Genomic DNA, 18,835 nt, shown 5'->3' on the forward strand with positions numbered 1-18,835 from the left:
ACTCTTTGGGTATGACGGGTCCTGCGGTCGCCACCCGGCGCGCGGCATGGCCGCTGCTCATCGCGGTGGCGGCGCTGGCCGGATGCACGGCCGCGGGTGTCGGGGTGCTGTCGTTGACGGCCGCGTTGACCGCCACCGGATTGCCCGATCCGGGCCCGGTGACCACGATCGGCCTGCCGTTCGTCCGGGCTGCCGGCGAGATCGCCGCGGTGGTGGCCGTCGGTTCCTTCCTGATGGCCGCGTTCCTGGTACCGCCGCAGGAGAACGGCGTGCTGGACGCGGACGGTTATCGGGCGCTGCGGGTCGGGACGGTAGCGGCCGGCGCATGGGCGGTGTGTGCCGCTCTGCTGGTGCCGCTGACCATCTCCGACGTCTCGGGCCAGCCGTTCACCGCGAACCTGAATCCGGCGACTCTGTGGTCGCTGGCCGGCATCATCAACATCTCGGCCGCCTGGCGGTGGACCGCGCTGCTGGCAGCGGTGCTGACGGTGGCCAGCCTGCCGGTGCTGCGCTGGTCATGGACGCCCTTACTGCTGGCCGGCTCGCTGGTCACGCTGGTCCCGCTCGGGCTCACCGGTCACTCGTCGGCGGGTGGCTCCCACGACTTGGCGACCAACAGCTTGTTGATTCACCTGTTCGCCGGGAGTTTGTGGGCCGGCGGTCTGCTGGCGCTGTTGACTCATGTCGTCCGTGGTGGGCAGCATGCCGACCTGGCCGCGCGGCGATTCTCGACGATCGCCCTGTGGTGCTTCGGTGCGATGGCGCTCAGCGGTGTCATGAACGCCGCCGTGCGGATCCGTCCGTCGGATCTGATTTCCAGTGAATACGGGCGACTGGTCGTCGCCAAATTCGTGGCGCTGTGCCTGCTCGGTGTCGTCGGCTGGCGTCAACGGCGAGCCGGAGTGGTTGCGCTGCAGGCGGATCCGACTTCGCGAGCGAGGCTGACCCGGCTTGCCCTGGTCGAGGCAGTGCTGTTCGGCCTCACTTTCGGTGTTGCCGTCGGTCTGGGCCGCACGCCGCCTCCGCCGCTGCCGATCGGCGTTCCCTCGATCGCCGATGTCAAGATCGGCTACGACTTCGCCGGGCCGCTGACCTTGCTGCGGGTGTTCGTCGACTGGCGGTTCGATCTGATATTCGGGACCGCGGCGATCGTGTTCGCCGGACTGTATGTGGCCGGGGTGCACCGGCTTCGTCGACGCGGTGACGCATGGCCGATGGGCCGGACGGTGTCCTGGATGCTCGGTTGCCTGACGCTGTTGTTCGTCACGTCGTCGGGGGTGGGCCGGTACATGCCGGCGATGTTCAGCATGCACATGGCGGCGCACATGATGCTGTCGATGCTGGTCCCGATCTTGCTGGTGCTGGGCGGGCCGGTCGGGTTGGCCCTGCGAGCGCTGCCGGCGGCCGGCCGGGGTGATCCGCCGGGTATGCGGGAGTGGTTGTTGGCCGCCCTGCACAGCAAGGTGTCGAAGTTTCTGACCAACCCGGTGATCGCGACGGCGTTGTTCGTTGCCGGGTTCTACGGGTTGTACCTCGGTGGCCTGTTCGACGCCGCGGTCGGCAGCCACATCGGCCACGTCGTGATGAACCTGCACTTCCTGGCCAGCGGTTACTTGTTCTATTGGGTCGTCATCGGTGTCGACCCGACGCCGCGCCCGATCCCACCGCTGGCGAAGGTCGCTGTGGTCTTTGCGTCGCTGCCGCTGCACGCGTTCTTCGCGGTCATCCTGATGAGCATGCAGCAGGTGCTCGGCGAGAGCTTCTACCGTGCGCTGCACCTGAGCTGGCATACCGACCTGCTGGGCGATCAACGGCTCGGCGGCGGAATGGCTTGGGCGGCAGGCGAAATACCGTTGGCGGTCGTGATGATCGCGTTGATGGTGCAGTGGTCGCGCAGTGACGAGCGCACCGCCCGTAGGTTGGATCGTGCCGCTGACCGTGACGAGGACGCCGAGCTGGCGGCCTACAACGCGATGCTCGCCGAGTTGGCCCACGGCGACCCGTCGGAGCATCGCTGAACCCCGCAGGCCACTTTCGCCTCGCCAGTCTCAGTCAGTCCGGGTGGTCGCTGTGCCCACCTTCGCGCGACAACTGACCCGACTCGCTGCGGCGTCGGCCCGGGGTGGTTCATCCACACCTGGAGCTTTGTCCACAACTCCGCCGTGCCGGCCACGAGAACCGGCCGCGATGTCGGCGGCCTCACGGTGAATGGGGGCAGCACAGGCGGCGCTGCGTCGCCATCGAAGAAAGGTGAACAAGAAATGTTCGAAACACCGCTGACCGTGGTCGGCAACGTCGTCAACGACCTGAAGCGCCGCAGAGTCGGCGATCAGGAGGTCTTGAAGTTCAGGGTGGCCAGCAATTCCCGCCGCCGGGCCGCCGACGGCACCTGGGAACCCGGCAACTCGCTGTTCATCACCGTCAACTGCTGGGGCCGGATGGTTTCCGGCGTCGGCGCATCGCTGGGGAAGGGCTCGCCGGTGATCGTGACCGGACACGTCTACACCAGCGAATACGAGGACCGTGACGGCAACCAGCGGTCGAACCTGGAAATGCGGGCCATCTCCGTAGGCCCCGACCTGTCCCGGTGCATCGCCCGCGTCGAGAAGACCGTCTCGTCTGGAGCGGCCGCACCCACAGCCGAGGCCGACGAGGTGCGGCAGGCGGACGGCGCGGACGGTGCCGACGGTGCGGAGGCACCCCTGCCGCTCTCGGCCTAGCTGCGCGAACGTGGTGGTGACGGTCCGGTTCCTCCCCTTGCTGCCCAGCAGCGCGGGGAGGACCCGGACAAGAGATGCCTAGGATGGGGCGCGAGCATTACCTCGCAATCAGAAAGGCAACACCGCCAAATGGCTGAGTTCATCTACACGATGAAAAAGGTCCGCAAGGCGCACGGCGACAAAGTCATCCTCGACGACGTGACCTTGAGCTTCTACCCGGGCGCCAAGATCGGTGTCGTCGGCCCCAACGGGGCTGGTAAGTCGAGCGTCTTGCGGATCATGGCCGGGCTGGACAAGGCCAACAACGGCGAGGCCTTCCTGGCCCCCGGCGCAACGGTCGGCATCCTGCAGCAGGAACCACCCCTGAACGAGGAGAAGACCGTTCGCGGCAACGTCGAGGAGGGGCTCGGCGATATCAAGGTCAAGCTGGACCGCTTCAACGAAGTCGCCGAGTTGATGGCCACCGATTACTCCGACGAGCTGATGGAGGAGATGGGCCAGCTGCAGGAAGAGCTCGACCACGCCAACGCGTGGGATCTCGACTCGCAGCTCGAGCAGGCGATGGACGCGTTGCGCTGCCCGCCTCCCGACGAGCCGGTGACGCACCTGTCCGGCGGTGAGCGGCGGCGCGTGGCGCTGTGCAAGCTGCTGCTGTCCAAGCCGGACCTGCTGCTGCTCGACGAGCCGACCAACCACCTCGATGCCGAGAGTGTCCAGTGGCTCGAGCAGCACCTGGCCGACTACGAGGGCGCGGTTCTGGCGGTCACCCACGACCGCTACTTCCTCGACAACGTGGCCCAGTGGATCTTGGAGCTCGACCGCGGCCGCGCCTACCCCTATGAGGGCAACTACTCCACCTACCTGGAGAAGAAGGCCGAGCGGATCTCGGTGCAGGGCCGCAAGGACGTCAAACTCCAGAAGCGGCTCACCGAGGAATTGGCCTGGGTCCGGTCCGGCGCCAAGGCCCGGCAGGCCAAGAACAAAGCCCGTCTGCAGCGCTACGAGGAAATGGCGGCCGAGGCGGAGAAGACACGCAAGCTCGACTTCGAAGAGATCCAGATCCCGACCGGCCCGCGGCTGGGCAACCTGGTTGTCGAGGTGGACCATCTCGACAAGGGTTTCGAGGGTCGCACGCTCATCAAGGACCTGTCGTTCACGCTGCCGCGCAACGGCATCGTCGGCGTGATCGGTCCCAACGGTGTCGGTAAGACCACGCTGTTCAAGACGATTGTCGGGCTCGAACAACCGGACAGCGGCGTCGTCAAGGTCGGTGAAACCGTGAAGTTGAGCTACGTCGACCAGTCGCGCGGCGGGCTCGACCCAAAGAAGAACGTCTGGCAGACCGTCTCCGATGGGCTGGACTACATCCAGGTGGGGCAGAACGAAATCCCCTCGCGCGCTTATGTGTCGGCGTTCGGCTTCAAGGGCCCCGACCAGCAGAAGCCGGCCGGAGTGCTGTCCGGTGGTGAACGCAACCGGCTCAACTTGGCCCTCACCCTCAAAGAGGGCGGCAACCTGATCCTGCTCGACGAGCCGACCAACGACCTCGACGTCGAGACGCTCGGGTCGCTGGAGAACGCGCTGGAAAAGTTCCCCGGCTGCGCGGTGGTGATCTCCCACGACCGCTGGTTCCTCGACCGGACCTGCACCCACATCCTGGCGTGGGAGGGCGACGGCGACCACGAGGCCAAATGGTTCTGGTTCGAAGGCAACTTCGGCGCCTACGAGGAGAACAAAATCGAACGTCTCGGAGCAGACGCGGCGCGGCCGCACAGGGTGACCCACCGAAGGTTGACTCGCGACTAGTGTCGGGCGTGCCAGCGTTGGTACGCGTCTGAGGAGCGGTCGTCATGACGGTTGATGCGCATGCCTGGACCCAGTTCAGCGACAGCGGCGAGATTCCCGAGTGGATCTCGAGTGCCTATTCCGACAGCTACCAAGGGCCCCATCCGGACGAGGCCGACGTCGACGGCGAGTCGGCGACAACTCCCTCGGTGACCCCGGCACTACTGACGGCGCATTACCGGCTCGGCTCCCATCGTCCTGCGGGGGAGAGCCGGGTGGCGATCTACCCGCCCGACGACCCCGCCGGCTTCGGGCCGGCGCTGCAAGTGGTCACCGACGACGGCGCAATGCTGATGGACTCGGTGACGGTGCTGCTGCATCGGCTCGGGGTCGCCTATGCCGTGATCATGAACCCGGTCTTCCGGGTCCGCCGCAACGACGACGGTGACCTGCTTGCCGTGGGTCCCCACGACTTCGGCGCAGGCATCGACGAGACCTGGATCCATGTCCAGCTGGCGCCGTCGGTGGATCGCAACGCGCTGCACGAGGCCGAACGTCTGCTGCCGGGTGTCCTCGCCGACCTGCGGCGGGTGGCCGCCGACGCGGCGGCGATGACCGCGGTACTCGATCAGCTGGCCAACGACGTCGAGTCCGACGCGAACGGCCACTATCCCGGTGACGACAACGCCGATGTCTCGACACTGCTGCGCTGGCTCTCCGCCGGACATTTCACCCTGCTGGGATATCAGCGCTGCCCGGTGCGCGACGGTCGGGTGTCCGGCGAAACGGCGAAGGCCAGTCTCGGAGTCTTGCGCCGCCGCAAGGGTTCTCGCCCGCGGTTGACTCTGGACAACGAGCTGCTTGCGCTCGCGCAGACCGACGTGGCCAGCTACCTGCGTTTCGGTGCCTACCCGTACGTCTTCGCCGTCCGTGAAAACGCCGACGGCGACGTCTTCGAGCATCGCCTCATCGGACTGTTCACGGTGGCGGCGATGAATGCCGACGTCCTGGAGATCCCGATCATCGCCCGGCGGGTGCACGAGGCGATCGCGCTGGCCGACCTCGACCCCGGCCACCCAGGTCAGCTGGTGCTCGATGTCATCCAAACTGTGCCCCGCTCTGAGCTTTTCGCGCGTAACGCCCAAGAGCTGCTGGCGATGGCCAAGTCCGTTGTCGATCTCGGGTCGGGCCGCCGCGCATTGCTGTTCCTGCGCGCCGACCGTCTCGACTACTTCGTTTCGTGCCTGGTGTATCTGCCGCGTGACCGGTACACCACCGCGGTGCGCCTGCAGATCGAGGACATACTGGTCCGCGAGTTCGGCGGCACCAGCCTCGAATTCACCGCCCGCGTCACTGAATCGCCCTGGGCGCTGCTGCATTTCATGGTCCGTCTGCGTGAAGACAACGCCACCAAGATCGACACCTCCGACGCGAACCGGGTTCGGCTTCAGTCGCTGCTGACCGAGGCCGCGCGTACCTGGTCGGACCGGCTGATCACCGAGGCGACCGCGGCCGGCGTCGACGCTATCGAGGCCGAGCACTACGCCGGTGTCTTCACCGAAGCGTACAAACAGTTCGTCACACCAGCCGACGCGATCAGCGACATAGCGATATTCGACGAATTGACCGACGATTCGGTCAAGCTCGTGCTCTCGGACCATGACTACGACGAAACCGTCCGGCTGACTTGGTATCTGGGTGGCCGCACCGCGTCATTGAGCGAACTGCTACCGATGCTGCAGTCGATGGGCGTCGAGGTTCTCGAAGAGCGACCGTTCACCGTGACCCGACCCGACGGGCTGCTGATCTGGGTCTACCAATTCAAGATCACTCCGCAACCGACCGTCCCGCTCGCCGGGCCGGGCCCGGAACGGGACGCCACCGCCCAGCGCTTCGCCGACGCGGTCACCGCGATCTGGGAAGGCCGCGCCGAGATCGACCGCTTCAACGAGTTGGTGATGCGCGCCGACCTGGCCTGGCAGCAGGTGGTGCTGCTGCGCGCGTATGCGAAGTATCTGCGGCAAGCCGGTTTTGCCTACAGCCAGTCGCACATTGAGTCGGTGCTCAACGAAAACCCGTCCACCGCAAGGGCGCTGGTGGCATTGTTCGAGGCGCTCTTCGATCCCGGCCCGTCGAGCGGCAAGACCCGTGACGCGCAGGCCGCCGCCGTCGCGGTGGCCCAGGACATAGACGCACTGGTGAGCATGGACACCGACCGCGTCCTGCGCGCCTTCGCCGAACTGATCCAGGCCACGTTGCGGACCAACTACTTTGTGGCGCACCAAGGTTCGGCGCGTGTCCAGAATGTGCTGGCGCTGAAACTGGATGCTCAGCTGATCGAAGAACTCCCGCTGCCGCGGCCCAAGTTCGAGATATTCGTCTACTCACCCAGGGTCGAGGGAGTGCACCTGCGATTCGGGTTCGTGGCGCGGGGCGGGCTGCGCTGGTCCGACCGCCGGGAAGACTTCCGTACCGAGATACTGGGTCTGGTCAAAGCCCAGGCTGTCAAGAACGCAGTCATCGTGCCGGTCGGCGCCAAAGGCGGATTTGTGGTCAAGCAGCCACCGCTGCCCACCGGTGACGACGCAGCCGACCGCGACGCGAACCGTGCCGAAGGCGTCGCCTGCTACAAGCTGTTCATCTCCGGACTGCTCGACATCACCGACAACGTCGACCACAACACGCGAGAAGTAAGGGCGCCAAGGGAAGTCGTGCGACGCGACGGTGACGATGCCTACCTGGTGGTGGCCGCCGACAAGGGGACCGCGACCTTCTCCGACATCGCCAACGACGTCGCCGAGTCCTACGGGTTCTGGCTGGGTGACGCTTTCGCTTCCGGAGGATCGGTCGGCTACGACCACAAGGCGATGGGTATCACCGCCAAGGGTGCCTGGGAGGCGGTCAAGCGTCACTTTCAGGAGATGGGCGTCGACACCCAGAGTCAAGACTTCACCGTGGTCGGTGTCGGCGACATGAGCGGCGACGTATTCGGCAACGGCATGTTGCTGTCCAAGCACATTCGGCTGCTCGCCGCCTTCGACCACCGGCACATCTTCCTGGATCCTGACCCGGACCCGGCATCCTCCTGGCGGGAACGGCAGCGGATGTTCGACCTGCCGCGCTCCAGCTGGGATGACTACGACACGTCGCTGATCTCTGCGGGCGGCGGCGTTTACAGCCGCGAGCATAAGTCGATTCCGGTCAGTGACCAGGTGCGCGCGGCATTGGGTATCGAAGGCGACGTGACCGAGATGACGCCACCCGATCTGGTGCGCGCGATCTTGCGGGCGCCGGTGGATCTGTTGTTCAACGGCGGTATCGGCACTTATATCAAGGCCGAAGCGGAATCCGATTCCGACGTCGGTGACCGCGCCAACGATGCGCTTCGGGTCAACGCGAACCAGTTGCGCGCCAAAGTCGTCGGCGAAGGCGGCAATCTGGGTGTCACGGCACTCGGCCGCGTCGAATTCGACCTGTGCGGCGGCCGGATCAACACCGATGCGATGGACAACTCGGCGGGTGTGGATTGCTCCGACCACGAGGTCAACATCAAGATCCTCGTCGATGCAGAGGTGACCGCGGGCAACATCGACGCGGGTGAACGTGGTGAGCTCCTCGAGTCGATGACCGACGAGGTCGCCGAATTGGTGCTCGCCGACAACGCCGATCAGAACGATCTGATGGGCACCAGCCGCGCGAACGCCCCGAGCCTGTTGCAGGTGCACGCCGACCAGATCAAGTATCTGGTCGCCGAGCGGGGGCTCAACCGCGAACTGGAGGCGCTGCCATCGGAGAAGGAGATCGCGCGCCGGCTCGAGATCGGCCTGGGGCTCACCTCGCCGGAGCTCGCAACGCTGATGGCCCACGTCAAGTTGACGCTCAAAGACGAACTGCTGGAAAGTGATCTGCCGGATCAGGAGGTGTTCGCGCGCAAGTTGCCGGAGTATTTCCCGTCAGCGTTGCGGACCCGGTGTGGGCCGGCGATCCGTACCCATCAACTGCGGCGCGAGATCGTGACCACCATGCTGGTCAACGATCTGGTGGACACCGCCGGAATCAGCTACGACTACCGCATCACGCAGGACACCGGGGTCAGCCCGGTGGATGCGGTGCGTACCTACGCGGCGACCGACGCCATCTTCGGGATCGGGGAACTGTGGCACAGCATTCGCGACGCCGGTCTGCCGATCACGGTGTCCGATCAGATGACGCTCGACACCCGCCGCCTGATCGACCGAGCGGCGCGGTGGCTGCTCAACTACCGGCCGCAGCCGCTGGCCGTGGGAGCTGAAATCAACCGATTCGCAGCGAAAGTCGCGGCGCTGACGCCGCGGATGTCGGAGTGGCTGCGTGGCGACGACAAGGCGATCGTCGAAAAGGAAGCCGCCGACTTCGCCCGGCAAGGTGCGTCGGACGACCTCGGCTACATGGTCGCCGTCGGGTTGTATCGGTACAGCCTGCTCGACATCATCGATGTCGCCGACATCGAAGATCGCGACCCCGCCGAGGTCGCCGACACGTACTTCGCGCTGATGGAGCGGCTGGGCACCGACGGACTGCTGACCGCGGTGTCCGAGCTGCCGCGGGCCGACCGCTGGCACTCGTTGGCGCGCTTGGCGATTCGCGACGACATCTACTCGTCGCTGCGCTCGCTGTGTTTCGACGTGCTCGCGGTCGGCGAGCCGGACGAGACCGGCGAGGAGAAGATCGCCGAGTGGGAGCACACCAGCGCGTCGCGGGTCGAGCGGGCACGCCGAACGTTGATCGAGATCCATGAAAGCGGCCAGCGTGATCTGGCCACACTATCGGTGGCGGCGCGCCAGATTCGCTCGATGACGCGGACCAGCGGGCGAGGAGCAGCGGGTTGAGCCAGCCGGCGACGATGCAGAGCATCGCGATGAGGAGGAGCGGCGCGTGACCCAGCCGGCGACGATGCAGAGCATCGCGATGAGGAGCGGCGCATGAACCAGCCGGGTTTTGTTGCGCCGGTACCGGTCCGGTGGTCCGACATCGACATGTATCAACACGTCAACCACGCGATCATGATCACGATCATGGAGGAGGCGCGTGTCCCGTTCCTCAAACCGGCCTTCGAGGCCGACATCCTCGAAGTGGGTCTGCTGATCGCCGACGTTCGGGTCACCTACAAAGGTCAACTGCGGCTGATTGATTCACCGCTGCAGGTGACGATGTGGACCAAGCGACTGCGGGCGGTCGATTTCACCCTCGGTTACGAAGTGCGCTCAGTCAACGCGGCCCCGGACTCCAAGCCGGCAGTGATCGGGGAGTCACAACTGGCCGCTTTCAACATCGACGAGCAGCGACTCGTGCGACTGGCGCCCCACCATCGGGAGTACCTGCAGCGGTGGCTGAGATAGCCGACCGGGGAGTGTGGCTGGGCCCCGACTCCATCGCCGCGCACCGTGCCGACCTGGCCGCATTCGCCGAGCGGGCGGTGCGACTCGATGCCGCCACCGTTGTCCGGCTGCGTGTGCGATCGGCCGGCGAGTTCACCGCCTGGGCGTCGACAGGCCTGGATGTGCTGGCCAGCAGGGTGGTCGCCGGAGTCGTTCGACCCGATGATTTGTCGGTCGGCGCAGACGAATTGGCCCGAGGGTTGGCCGCGGTAGACAGCGCCGGCTATGTCGATCCGGGCTTTCCGATGGACTCGGCGTGGCGGGGCGCGCTGCCCCCGGACGCGGGCTTCACCCATCTGGACGACGTGCCGGCCCGGCTGATGCTGGAGCTTGCGCAGCGCGGCTCTCAACTGGCCAAAGAGCACGGCAGCTCGCAGGGTCCGCCGGTGTCGCTGCTGGATCAAGAGGTGATCCAGGTCAGCGCGGGCAGCGAATCCGTCGGCGTGCCGATGCGGTGTGTGTTCGCTTTGACCGCAATGGGTTTCCTTCCCCAGGACGGCGATGCCGTCGATTCCGACGAGATTGTCCGGGTCCGCATGGCGAAGGCCTGGTTGCGCATCGATGCGCGGTTCGGCTCGGTGTACCGCCGCCTGGGCAACCCGGCGGTGGTGCTGCGCTGATCACACCCGCGCGGTTGCGGGTGCGACGAGAAGAAAGCGAGGCGGCCGATGAAGGTCGGAGTTCAGATTCACCCGCAGAACACTTCGGTGGCTGACCTGCGTGCCGCATGGCAGGAGATCGACGAACTCGGTGTCGACTCGTTGTGGACCTGGGACCACTTCTTCCCGCCGCTGTACGGCGACCCAGACGACTCCCATTTCGAGGGGTGGCAGCTGCTTGCTGCGATGGCGGTGACGACCCGACATGTCAGCCAGATAGGGATGCTGGTTACCGGCAACGGCTACCGAAACCCCGATCTGCTGGCCGATATGGCGCGGACTTTCGATCATCTGTCCGGTGGACGCGGTGTGCTGGGCATCGGCGCCGGCTGGAGTGAGAGGGATTGCGTGGAGTACGGCTATCCGGTGCCGACGGTCGCGGAGAGCTTCGATGCTCTGGAAGCCAGCATCACGCGAATTCGCCGCAGGCTCAGCGCGTTACGACCGGGCCCCCTTGGACCGCTTCCCATCTTGATCGGCGGCAACGGCGAGCGGCGAACGCTCCGGCTGGTGGCCGAGTACGCGGACATGTGGAACGGCTTCGGTGATCCGAAAACCTTCGCGGCCAAGAGCGCCGCCCTGGACCGCTGGTGCGACCAACTGGGGCGGGACCCGAGTTCGATCGAGCGGACGGTCTGGGTGCCGCGGGTCGACCAGGCGGAGATCTCGGAGTTCGTCAGCGCCGGGGCGACGCACATCATCCTGGGTCTACCCGCACCGTACGACCTGGGCAAGGTGCGCCGCCTTGTCGAGCTGCGCGGCTGAGCTTTGTGATGGTCCGGCGCGCAACATGTTTCGCGCCGACTACGTCGAGTACTTAGTCCACAGTGGTAGTACCTCGTGCAGGTATTCCATGAACTTCTTCAGGCCGACCCGGTATTCGACGTAGCCGTACGGATCGACCGCGCGCTGCGGAAAGGCTATTCCGACGCCGAAGAGTCCAGGGGCCAGAATGCCGCTGTCGGGGTTGTAATCAAGCTGACCCCATTGCGGAGTTTCGGGCGATGATCTGCGGTCGAGGCCGACGGTGTACACCGCGAGATCGCACTCGGCGAGTTTCCGGTCGAAGTCGGGTCCGTCGACCAGGCAGCGTTCCAGACGCTCCGGCAGCACGCCGTCGATGTTCTCCCTGGCCCAGACCGCTGCCCGCCCTTTGAGGCCGGTGTCGTCGTAGAAGATCCAATCATCTAGATAGACAGCGTATTTGACCGGACTGCGGTAGAAGTTGACCACCTTTGCCACCGGATGGCGAAGCAGGTGCGGAAGCGCGATCATCGACGAGTGTGACGACCCGAACACCGCGACCGTCGCGTTCTCCAGCGGTTCGTCGGCCAGCCTCTCCGGATCGAGGGCAACCTCGAGCGGAATCTCTTTGAGCTGCGGGTAATCGAGCGTATTCGGGGTTGCGCCCACTGCCAGGATCACGTTCGCCGACGTGATCGCCTGTTGTTCGGTCCCGATGTGCCACTGTCGGTTCTGCAGGGTCAGCGTCGTGGCGGTGGTTTCAAATGTGTCGACCCGCTGCCGCAGATGCTCGGTGATCCACAGCAGGGGATCGGCGACCAGCGCGAGGGCACACGTCTCCTCGGGATCGGTTTCGGTCAATGGCATCGGGGGCGCTTCGGAGAAGCGAAAAGCCTTGGCGCCATTCAGGTATTCCAGAAATGCGCTGACCTTCGTGTTGCTCGACACCGATCGCCACTTCGCGCCGAGGTCGCCGGCTCCGAACGCGGGGTCGATCCAGGCGATGTCGGAATCAGACACCCCGTGATCGAGCAGCTTGCCTACGGCCGCGATGCCTGCCGGCCCGGCACCGATGACCGCCCATGCATAAGTCATGCGTTATGTATAGAGATTCGCGCAGTCATGCGCTACTCGCGGGGGCCAGAGGACGGCACGATCCACGCGGCCGCGTTCGGTGCGAGCTCGCCGTCGACCAACGGTGCACTCGTGAGAATCAGCTCGCCATCAGGCAGCGGTATCGGGTTCGTGCCGGCGTTGAGCACGCAGCGCAATCCGTCCGCACCGCGGGCGAAGGCAAGCGTGCCCTGCGGTGCGTCCAGCCAATCGACGCTGTCTCCACTGAATTCGATTCGACTACGCCGTATTTCAAGGGCCTGTTGAAAAAACGACAGCGTCGAGGCGGCGTTGAGTAGCTGCTTCTCCACGGTGAGTGATTCCCATTCCGGTGGTATCGGCAACCAGGTGTCGGCCGAGGTGGAGAAACCGAACGGGGGAGCGTCACCGCGCCACGGGATCGGAATGCGGCACCCGTCGCGGCCGCGGACGGTGTGCCCGGAACGCTCCCAGGTCGGATCGCGCAGCGCCTCGTCGGGCAGCTCGACATTGGGCAGACCCAATTCCTGACCGTTGTAGAGGAACACCGCCCCGGGCAGCGCGAGAGTCAGCATCGCGACGGCGCGGGCGCGGTCCAATCCGACCTCACCGCCGCCGTAACGGGTGGGCGAGCGAACGACGTCGTGGTTCTCCAACGTCCATGTGGGCGTTGCATTTTCCAGCGCGGCCGCAGCCAGCGTGTTCTCGATCGCATCGTGAATCTCGACCAGGTCGAACTCCGCGCGCACCAGGCGAAAGTTGAAGCCCAGGTGCAATTCGTCGGCACGGACGTATTCGGCCCAGCTGGCGTTGTCGAAGACCCACACCTCGCCGATCGTCACCGCATCGGGGAAGTCGTCCATCACCCGACGGATATTGCGATGGATCGCATGCACATTGGGATGGTTGAACCGGGGATCGCCGTCGCTGAGCATCCGCGGACGCATCTCGACGTCGGTATCCGGCAGGCCCGGCGGCTTGGCCATCCCGTGCGCGACATCGATGCGGAAGCCGTCGACCCCACGCTCGAGCCAGAACCGCAGGGTCTTCTCGAGATCGTCGAAGACCTCGGGGTTGTCCCAGTTGAGGTCCGGCTGCTCGACATCGAAGAGATGCAGGTACCACTGGCCCGGCCTACCGTCCGCCTCGACGACCCGCGTCCAGGACGGCCCACCGAAGACCGACTGCCAATTGTTGGGCGGTTCAGCCCCTTCGGGTCCGCGCCCGTCGCGGAAAATGTAGCGGTCCCGCGCGGCGCTGCCCGGGTCGGCGGCCAGCGCCTCGTGGAACCACGGATGCTCGGAACTGGTGTGGTTGGGCACCAGGTCCATCGTGATCTTGATGCCGCGTTGATGCGCCGCGGCGATCAGACGCTCCAGTGCGGCCAGGCTGCCGAACAACGGATCGATGTCGCGGGGGTCTGATACGTCGTAGCCGTGATCGGCCATCGGCGACACCATGATCGGGCTGAACCAGATCGAGTTGACGCCGAGCCGGCCCAGATAGTCCAGCCGCTCGGCCACACCGTCGATGTCACCCACGCCGTCGCCGTTGCTGTCGGCGAAGGAGCGCGGATACACCTGGTAGAACAGGGCGTCCGCCCACCACGGTCGCTGCTGTCGGGTGCTCATCAGAAGGGCGAGTTGACCATTGAGTGTGCCGCCATTTCCAGGTAGTCGAGCAGCGCCTTGCGGTGCGCGTCGTCAAGAGTTGTCGAGTCGATGGAGGCGACCGCGGTGTGCATGCATCGCAGCCACGCGTCGCGTTCGAACGGGCCGATCTGAAAGGGGGCGTGCCGCATCCGGAGCCGGGGATGCCCGCGCTGGTCGGAGTACGTCCGCGGGCCACCCCAGTACTGCTCGAGGAACATCCGCAGCCGTACCTCGGCACCCGCGAGATCATCCTCGGGGTACAGCGGCCGCAGGATCTCGTCCTCGGCGACCAGCTCGTAAAAGCGCGCCACGATCGCATGGAACGTATCCGCCCCGCCGACGGCATCGTAGAAAGTCTCTTGTGGTTGTTCCATCGTCTCCATTGTGGGCCATGGCCGAAGCCGGCCGCCGAGCGACATGTGAACCTTGGGCGAGCGCTGCGCTACCCGGTGTTCACCGGATTGACCAGCGAACACTCGGCAATTTGGCGTGCGCTCGCAAGCGAATCGTGGTGGACTGGTCAGCGGAGGACGTATGGCGCAGCGCACAAAACGCCGCAGCCACCACAGTTCAGGTGCCGCGGCTGGCCTCACCGGGCCCGCAAACGGCTCCACCCTGCACAGCGTTCCCACCGTCGATGGGCACCCGCCGGGACCGCACGACGGCGGATCGGTCTGGAATCGGCGCCGGGTGCTCCTGCTGAACTCCACGTACGAGCCCCTCACCGCACTGCCGGTCCGGCGGGCGATCGTGATGCTGATCTGCGGCAAGGCCGACGTCGTCCACGATGATCCAACCGGGCCGGTCGTCCACTCGTCGACCAGGTCGATCGCGGTGCCGTCGGTGATCCGGCTACGCACCTTCGTCCGGGTGCCGTATCGCGCCCGCGTCCCGATGACCCGCGCGGCCCTGATGCACCGCGATCGGTTCTGTTGCGCCTACTGCGGCGCCAAAGCCGACACCGTCGACCACGTGGTGCCACGCAGCCGAGGCGGTGAGCACTCGTGGGAGAACTGCGTCGCCTGCTGCTCGACCTGCAACCACCGCAAGGGCGACAAGTTGCTGGCCGAGCTGGGCTGGTCGCTGCGGATGGCGCCGACTCCGCCGAAAGGTCAGCACTGGCGGCTGCTGTCGACGGTCAAGGAGCTCGACCCGGCCTGGGCGCGGTACCTCGGCGAAGGCGCGGCCTGACCGGACCGGCCATCGTGTGTGGCCCCCCGACTGCCGGTGGGATACGGTTTGCGTCGTGAACACCATGGAAATTCACGCACTTTTCCTGGCTGTCCCGTTGGTGCTGACGATCCTGCTGGCCGCAGCGATCTGGTCACGCAAGGGGCCCCACCCGGCGACCTACAAGCTGCCGGATTCCTGGACACACGCGCCGATCCTGTGGGCCGCGACCGACGAGTCCGTCGGCCACGGTCACGGGCACGGCCACGACGACTTCAGCGTGGGGGGTGGCGCAAGTGGCAAGTGGTGAATTGGCGACGATCACTCCCGCCGAACTGCCGCACGGCTCGGCGATCACCACCAGCGGCCGGATCTCGGGTGTCACCGAGCCGGGCGAACTGTCGGTGCACTATCCGTTCCCGATCAACGACCTGGTCACCCTCGACGACGCGCTGACTTACGGATCGCGTGCCGCGGGTGCGCGCTTCGCGGTCTACGTCGGCGACCTGGGTGCTGACACCGGGGCGAAAGCACGCGAGATCCTGGCGAAGGTGCCGACCCCGAACGACGCCGTGCTGATCGCCGTCTCACCGGATCAGCGCGTGATCGAGGTGGTCTACGGCTCAGCCGTGCGCGGACGCGGAGCCGAGTCGGCCGCACCGCTCGGCGTCGCCGCCGCCGCGGCGTCCTTCAAGGACGGCAACCTGATCGACGGTCTGGTCAGCGCGGTCCGGGTGACCAGCGCCGGGATCTCACCCGCCTGATCCCGCGCTTCACCCCGCGTGCGTGCGTGTTCGCACACGACACGCCGATGGACTCCGTATGACTCCGCACGTCCCCGATGGGACGGCGGGTCAGGCTTCGCCGCCGCCGTCGAATCGTCGCGCCCGCAAAGACCTTTCGATGCCGGCCCGGCCCTCGAGCACCAGTCGTCGCAGCGCCGGAGGCAGGTCGGTGTCGGCCAGGAAGGCGTCTGCGGCCTCGATGCCGTCGTCGCTGACGTCCCACGACGGGTAGAGCCCGACCACGACGGTCTGGGCGACCTCGCTGGACCGCCGCTCCCAGATGCCGGGGATCGCGGCGAAGTACTTGGCGCCGAAGGGCTTGAGCAGCTCACCCTGTCCGGGCTGGGCGAATCCGGCGATGATCGACCGGGTGGTGATGTTGGCCAGGGTGTCGTCCTCGGTGGCCGAAGTCCAGGCCTGTTCCTTCACCGCTGCCTGCGGCCGCGCCGTCGCGGCCTGCGCCCCGTGGCGCTTGCCGGCCGCTGTCGGGTCGCGCTTCACCTCGGCGTCGATGAACGGCGTCGCCGGCCCATCGCCGTCGATCTCGCCGGCTGCTGCCAGCGCGGTGACGATCCGCCAGCGCAGATCGGTGTCGACGGTCAGACCGGCCAGACCCAGGTCGGCGGGGTCACCGTCGAGAAGGTCGGTCAGCACCGACACGTGCGGCGCCGACAGCAAGGACGTGCACAACGCGTTGACGAAGGCCAACTGGTGATCCGAACCCTCCACCGCACCGCGGGCCAGCTCCAGCAGCCGGTCGGCGAACGCCGGCCAGCCCTCGGTGCGGGCCCACTCGGGGTCGGCGTAGGACCCGAGCGCGGTCTGTGCCTGCAGCAGTAGGCGCTGCGCGACACCGACCTCGGTCTCGGCCTGGATGCCGCCGGACACCAGCGACACGAAGTCGCGGGCCTTCAGCTCGGCGTCGCGGGTCATCTCCCACGCCGCCGACCAGACCAATGTCCGCGGCAGTGGCTCGGCGATGTCGGCGATGCGACCCAGTGCGGTGTTCAGCGAACCGGGATCCAGTCGCAAAGAGCAGTACGTCAGGTCGTCGTCGTTGACCAGAACCAGGCTGCCCGCCGAAACCCCGACCAGTGCAGCTACTTCCGTACTCGGGCCGTCGATGTCGAGTTCTTCGCGATGCGAGCGGGTCAGCTTGCCGGTGCCGTCGTCGTCGTAGATGCCGACGGCGAGGCGATGCACCCGGGTCTCTCCGGCGCCGGGTGCGGCGCCGCTCTGGGTCAACGCGAAGCGGGTGAACTTGCCGTCGGCGTCGACGTCGAAGTCCGCTCGAAGTGTGTTGAGCCCAGTCGTTTTCAGCCACTGCCGGCCCCAGTCGGACAGGTCGCGGCCCGACGCCTTCTCGAGAGCGGACAGCAGGTCGTCGAAGGTGGCGTTGTCGAAGGCGTGGGCGCGGAAGTAGTCCCGCAGGCCGGTCAGGAAGTGCTCCAGTCCGACGTAGGCAACCAGCTGCTTGAGCACACTGGCGCCCTTGGCGTAGGTGATGCCGTCGAAGTTGACCTCGACGGCGGCCAGGTCCGGGATGTCAGCGGCCACCGGATGCGTGGACGGCAGCTGGTCTTGGCGGTAGGCCCACGATTTCTCGGAGTTGGCGAAAGTGGTCCAGGCCGTGGTGAATTCGGTCGCTTCGGCTTGGCAGAGCACCGACGCGAAGGTGGCGAAAGACTCGTTGAGCCACAGATCATCCCACCACCGCATGGTGACCAGGTCGCCGAACCACATGTGCGCCATCTCGTGCAACACCGTCTCTGCACGGCGCTCGTAGGACGCCCGGGTCACCTTGCTGCGAAAGACGTAGTCCTCCAGGAACGTGACAGCGCCGGCGTTCTCCATCGCGCCCGCGTTGAACTCCGGTACGAACAGCTGGTCGTATTTGCCGAACGCGTAGGGGACCCCGAAGTTGTTGTGGTAGAAGCCAAACCCCTGCTTGGTCTGGGTGAAGAGCCGCTCGGGATCCATGAATTCCGCGAGCGTGGCCCGGCAGAACAGGCCCAGGGCGATCTCGCCGTGCTGGTCGCGGTAGACGTCGTCCCAGCGGGCGTAGGGCCCGGCGATCAGCGCGACCAGATAAGTGCTCATCTTCGGGGTGGTGGCGAACGTGTGGACACCGTCGACGGCGCTCACCGTGCTCCCGTTGGACACCACCTGCCAGTGCTGCGGAGCGGTCACCGAGATGTCGAAGGTGGCCTTCAGATCCGGCTGGTCGAAGCACGCGAACATCCGCTTGGCGTCGGCGGTTTCGAACTGCGAGTACAGGTAGACCTCATCGTCGACCGGGTCGACGAATCGGTGCAGGCCCTCGCCGGTGTTGGAGTAGCGGCAGTCGGCGTCGACGACGAGGACGTTGTGTTCGGCCAGTCCGGTGAGGGCGATGCCGGTCGACTCGTTGTAGCCGGAGACGTCGAGATCGTTGCCGTTGAGTGTCGCGCCGCGCACGGTCGTGGCGGCGATGTCGACGACGGTGTCGGCGCCGGCAAGAGCGTCGAAGGTGACGGTCGTGGTGGAGCGGAAGGTGTGTTCGCCGGGCCGGCCGTCACCGTCGGTGAGGTCCAGGGCGATTCGGTAGTTGTCGACGGTGACCAGTGCGGCGCGTTCGGCAGCCTGGTCGCGGGTGAGGTTGGGGAGAGCCACGTGTCCAACTTAGGCGGTTCGAACCACGGGCCGGAGAGTGGCCTGATCATGGGGGCGCGGTCACATCTTGCGGCGGCGGTTCAAATGCGGGCGGGCAGGATGCAGAAGTGGGTGCACGGCCGAAATTCGGGACTATTGTCATCTGGCAACCGGTGATGC

At 66.2% G+C, this 18,835-nt stretch carries 14 protein-coding genes; 10 read left to right on the forward strand and 4 right to left on the reverse strand.

Features of this window, described 5'->3' with window-relative positions:
• Nucleotides 1-11 precede the first annotated feature (11 nt).
• From CYU59_RS12595 to CYU59_RS12625, 7 genes are all read left to right on the forward strand, one after another.
• Complete coding sequence (locus CYU59_RS12595) at nt 12-2,018, forward strand: cytochrome c oxidase assembly protein (protein ID WP_292989847.1); 2,007 nt, start codon at nt 12-14, stop codon at nt 2,016-2,018.
• 243 nt (nt 2,019-2,261) lie between these two features.
• Nucleotides 2,262-2,720: a single-stranded DNA-binding protein gene (ssb, locus tag CYU59_RS12600; protein WP_292989850.1), complete on the forward strand. Its 459-nt coding sequence runs from the start codon at nt 2,262-2,264 to the stop codon at nt 2,718-2,720.
• A gap of 129 nt (nt 2,721-2,849) precedes the next feature.
• A complete protein-coding gene (gene ettA / locus CYU59_RS12605; RefSeq protein WP_292989852.1) occupies nt 2,850-4,526 on the forward strand; it encodes an energy-dependent translational throttle protein EttA in 1,677 nt (558 codons plus the stop codon).
• 44 nt (nt 4,527-4,570) lie between these two features.
• Nucleotides 4,571-9,373: an NAD-glutamate dehydrogenase gene (locus CYU59_RS12610; protein WP_292989855.1), complete on the forward strand. Its 4,803-nt coding sequence runs from the start codon at nt 4,571-4,573 to the stop codon at nt 9,371-9,373.
• Nucleotides 9,374-9,466: 93 nt separating this feature from the next.
• A complete protein-coding gene (locus CYU59_RS12615; protein ID WP_292989858.1) occupies nt 9,467-9,883 on the forward strand; it encodes a thioesterase family protein in 417 nt (138 codons plus the stop codon).
• On the forward strand, nt 9,871-10,542 hold the full coding sequence (locus tag CYU59_RS12620) for a hypothetical protein (protein ID WP_292989861.1): 672 nt from the start codon (nt 9,871-9,873) through the stop codon (nt 10,540-10,542). Before CYU59_RS12615 ends, CYU59_RS12620 begins: the two co-directional genes overlap by 13 nt.
• A gap of 48 nt (nt 10,543-10,590) precedes the next feature.
• Nucleotides 10,591-11,346: an LLM class F420-dependent oxidoreductase gene (locus CYU59_RS12625; protein WP_292989864.1), complete on the forward strand. Its 756-nt coding sequence runs from the start codon at nt 10,591-10,593 to the stop codon at nt 11,344-11,346.
• Nucleotides 11,347-11,385: 39 nt separating this feature from the next.
• On the opposite strand, the gene CYU59_RS12630 is transcribed toward CYU59_RS12625, so the two are convergent.
• The 3 genes from CYU59_RS12630 to CYU59_RS12640 are packed head-to-tail and all read right to left on the reverse strand — an operon-like array spanning nt 11,386 to nt 14,443.
• The gene (locus tag CYU59_RS12630) at nt 11,386-12,420 is read right to left on the reverse strand and encodes an FAD-dependent oxidoreductase (RefSeq protein WP_292989866.1); all 1,035 of its coding nucleotides are present in this window, start codon (nt 12,418-12,420) and stop codon (nt 11,386-11,388) included.
• 32 nt (nt 12,421-12,452) lie between these two features.
• Nucleotides 12,453-14,048: an alpha-amylase family glycosyl hydrolase gene (locus CYU59_RS12635; protein ID WP_292989869.1), complete on the reverse strand. Its 1,596-nt coding sequence runs from the start codon at nt 14,046-14,048 to the stop codon at nt 12,453-12,455.
• Nucleotides 14,048-14,443 carry a globin gene (locus CYU59_RS12640; RefSeq protein WP_292989872.1) on the reverse strand — a complete coding sequence of 132 codons (396 nt, stop codon included), beginning with the start codon at nt 14,441-14,443 and terminating at the stop codon, nt 14,048-14,050. Before CYU59_RS12640 ends, CYU59_RS12635 begins: the two co-directional genes overlap by 1 nt.
• A gap of 160 nt (nt 14,444-14,603) precedes the next feature.
• Between CYU59_RS12640 and CYU59_RS12645 the strand changes: the two genes are divergently transcribed.
• The 3 genes from CYU59_RS12645 to CYU59_RS12655 all read left to right on the forward strand — a co-directional run bounded on the left by CYU59_RS12645 (nt 14,604) and on the right by CYU59_RS12655 (nt 16,003).
• Nucleotides 14,604-15,260, forward strand: coding sequence for an HNH endonuclease (locus CYU59_RS12645; protein ID WP_292989875.1), 657 nt, complete (start codon nt 14,604-14,606; stop codon nt 15,258-15,260).
• A gap of 64 nt (nt 15,261-15,324) precedes the next feature.
• A complete protein-coding gene (locus CYU59_RS12650) occupies nt 15,325-15,549 on the forward strand; it encodes a hypothetical protein (RefSeq protein ID WP_292990283.1) in 225 nt (74 codons plus the stop codon).
• Nucleotides 15,536-16,003 (forward strand): DUF5130 domain-containing protein, encoded by a 468-nt coding sequence (locus CYU59_RS12655; RefSeq protein WP_292989878.1) that lies wholly within the window; start codon nt 15,536-15,538, stop codon nt 16,001-16,003. Before CYU59_RS12650 ends, CYU59_RS12655 begins: the two co-directional genes overlap by 14 nt.
• A 90-nt stretch (nt 16,004-16,093) precedes the next feature.
• Here the strand turns inward: CYU59_RS12655 and pepN are convergent, their stop codons facing one another.
• Nucleotides 16,094-18,676 (reverse strand): aminopeptidase N, encoded by a 2,583-nt coding sequence (gene pepN / locus CYU59_RS12660; RefSeq protein WP_292989880.1) that lies wholly within the window; start codon nt 18,674-18,676, stop codon nt 16,094-16,096.
• Nucleotides 18,677-18,835: the final 159 nt, after the last annotated feature.

It is taken from the genome of Mycobacterium sp. (assembly GCF_002863225.1).
Taxonomy (GTDB): domain Bacteria; phylum Actinomycetota; class Actinomycetes; order Mycobacteriales; family Mycobacteriaceae; genus Mycobacterium.

Coding starts and splice junctions, on each gene's coding strand:
- CYU59_RS12650 (WP_292990283.1), top strand. CDS start 15,325: ATGGAAATTCACGCACTTTTCCTGGCTGTCCCGTTGGTGCTGACGATC.
- CYU59_RS12595 (WP_292989847.1), top strand. CDS start 12: ATGACGGGTCCTGCGGTCGCCACCCGGCGCGCGGCATGGCCGCTGCTC.
- ettA (WP_292989852.1), top strand. CDS start 2,850: ATGGCTGAGTTCATCTACACGATGAAAAAGGTCCGCAAGGCGCACGGC.
- CYU59_RS12645 (WP_292989875.1), top strand. CDS start 14,604: ATGGCGCAGCGCACAAAACGCCGCAGCCACCACAGTTCAGGTGCCGCG.
- CYU59_RS12635 (WP_292989869.1), bottom strand. CDS start 14,048: ATGAGCACCCGACAGCAGCGACCGTGGTGGGCGGACGCCCTGTTCTAC.
- ssb (WP_292989850.1), top strand. CDS start 2,262: ATGTTCGAAACACCGCTGACCGTGGTCGGCAACGTCGTCAACGACCTG.
- CYU59_RS12625 (WP_292989864.1), top strand. CDS start 10,591: ATGAAGGTCGGAGTTCAGATTCACCCGCAGAACACTTCGGTGGCTGAC.
- CYU59_RS12640 (WP_292989872.1), bottom strand. CDS start 14,443: ATGGAACAACCACAAGAGACTTTCTACGATGCCGTCGGCGGGGCGGAT.
- CYU59_RS12630 (WP_292989866.1), bottom strand. CDS start 12,420: ATGACTTATGCATGGGCGGTCATCGGTGCCGGGCCGGCAGGCATCGCG.
- CYU59_RS12615 (WP_292989858.1), top strand. CDS start 9,467: ATGAACCAGCCGGGTTTTGTTGCGCCGGTACCGGTCCGGTGGTCCGAC.
- CYU59_RS12610 (WP_292989855.1), top strand. CDS start 4,571: ATGACGGTTGATGCGCATGCCTGGACCCAGTTCAGCGACAGCGGCGAG.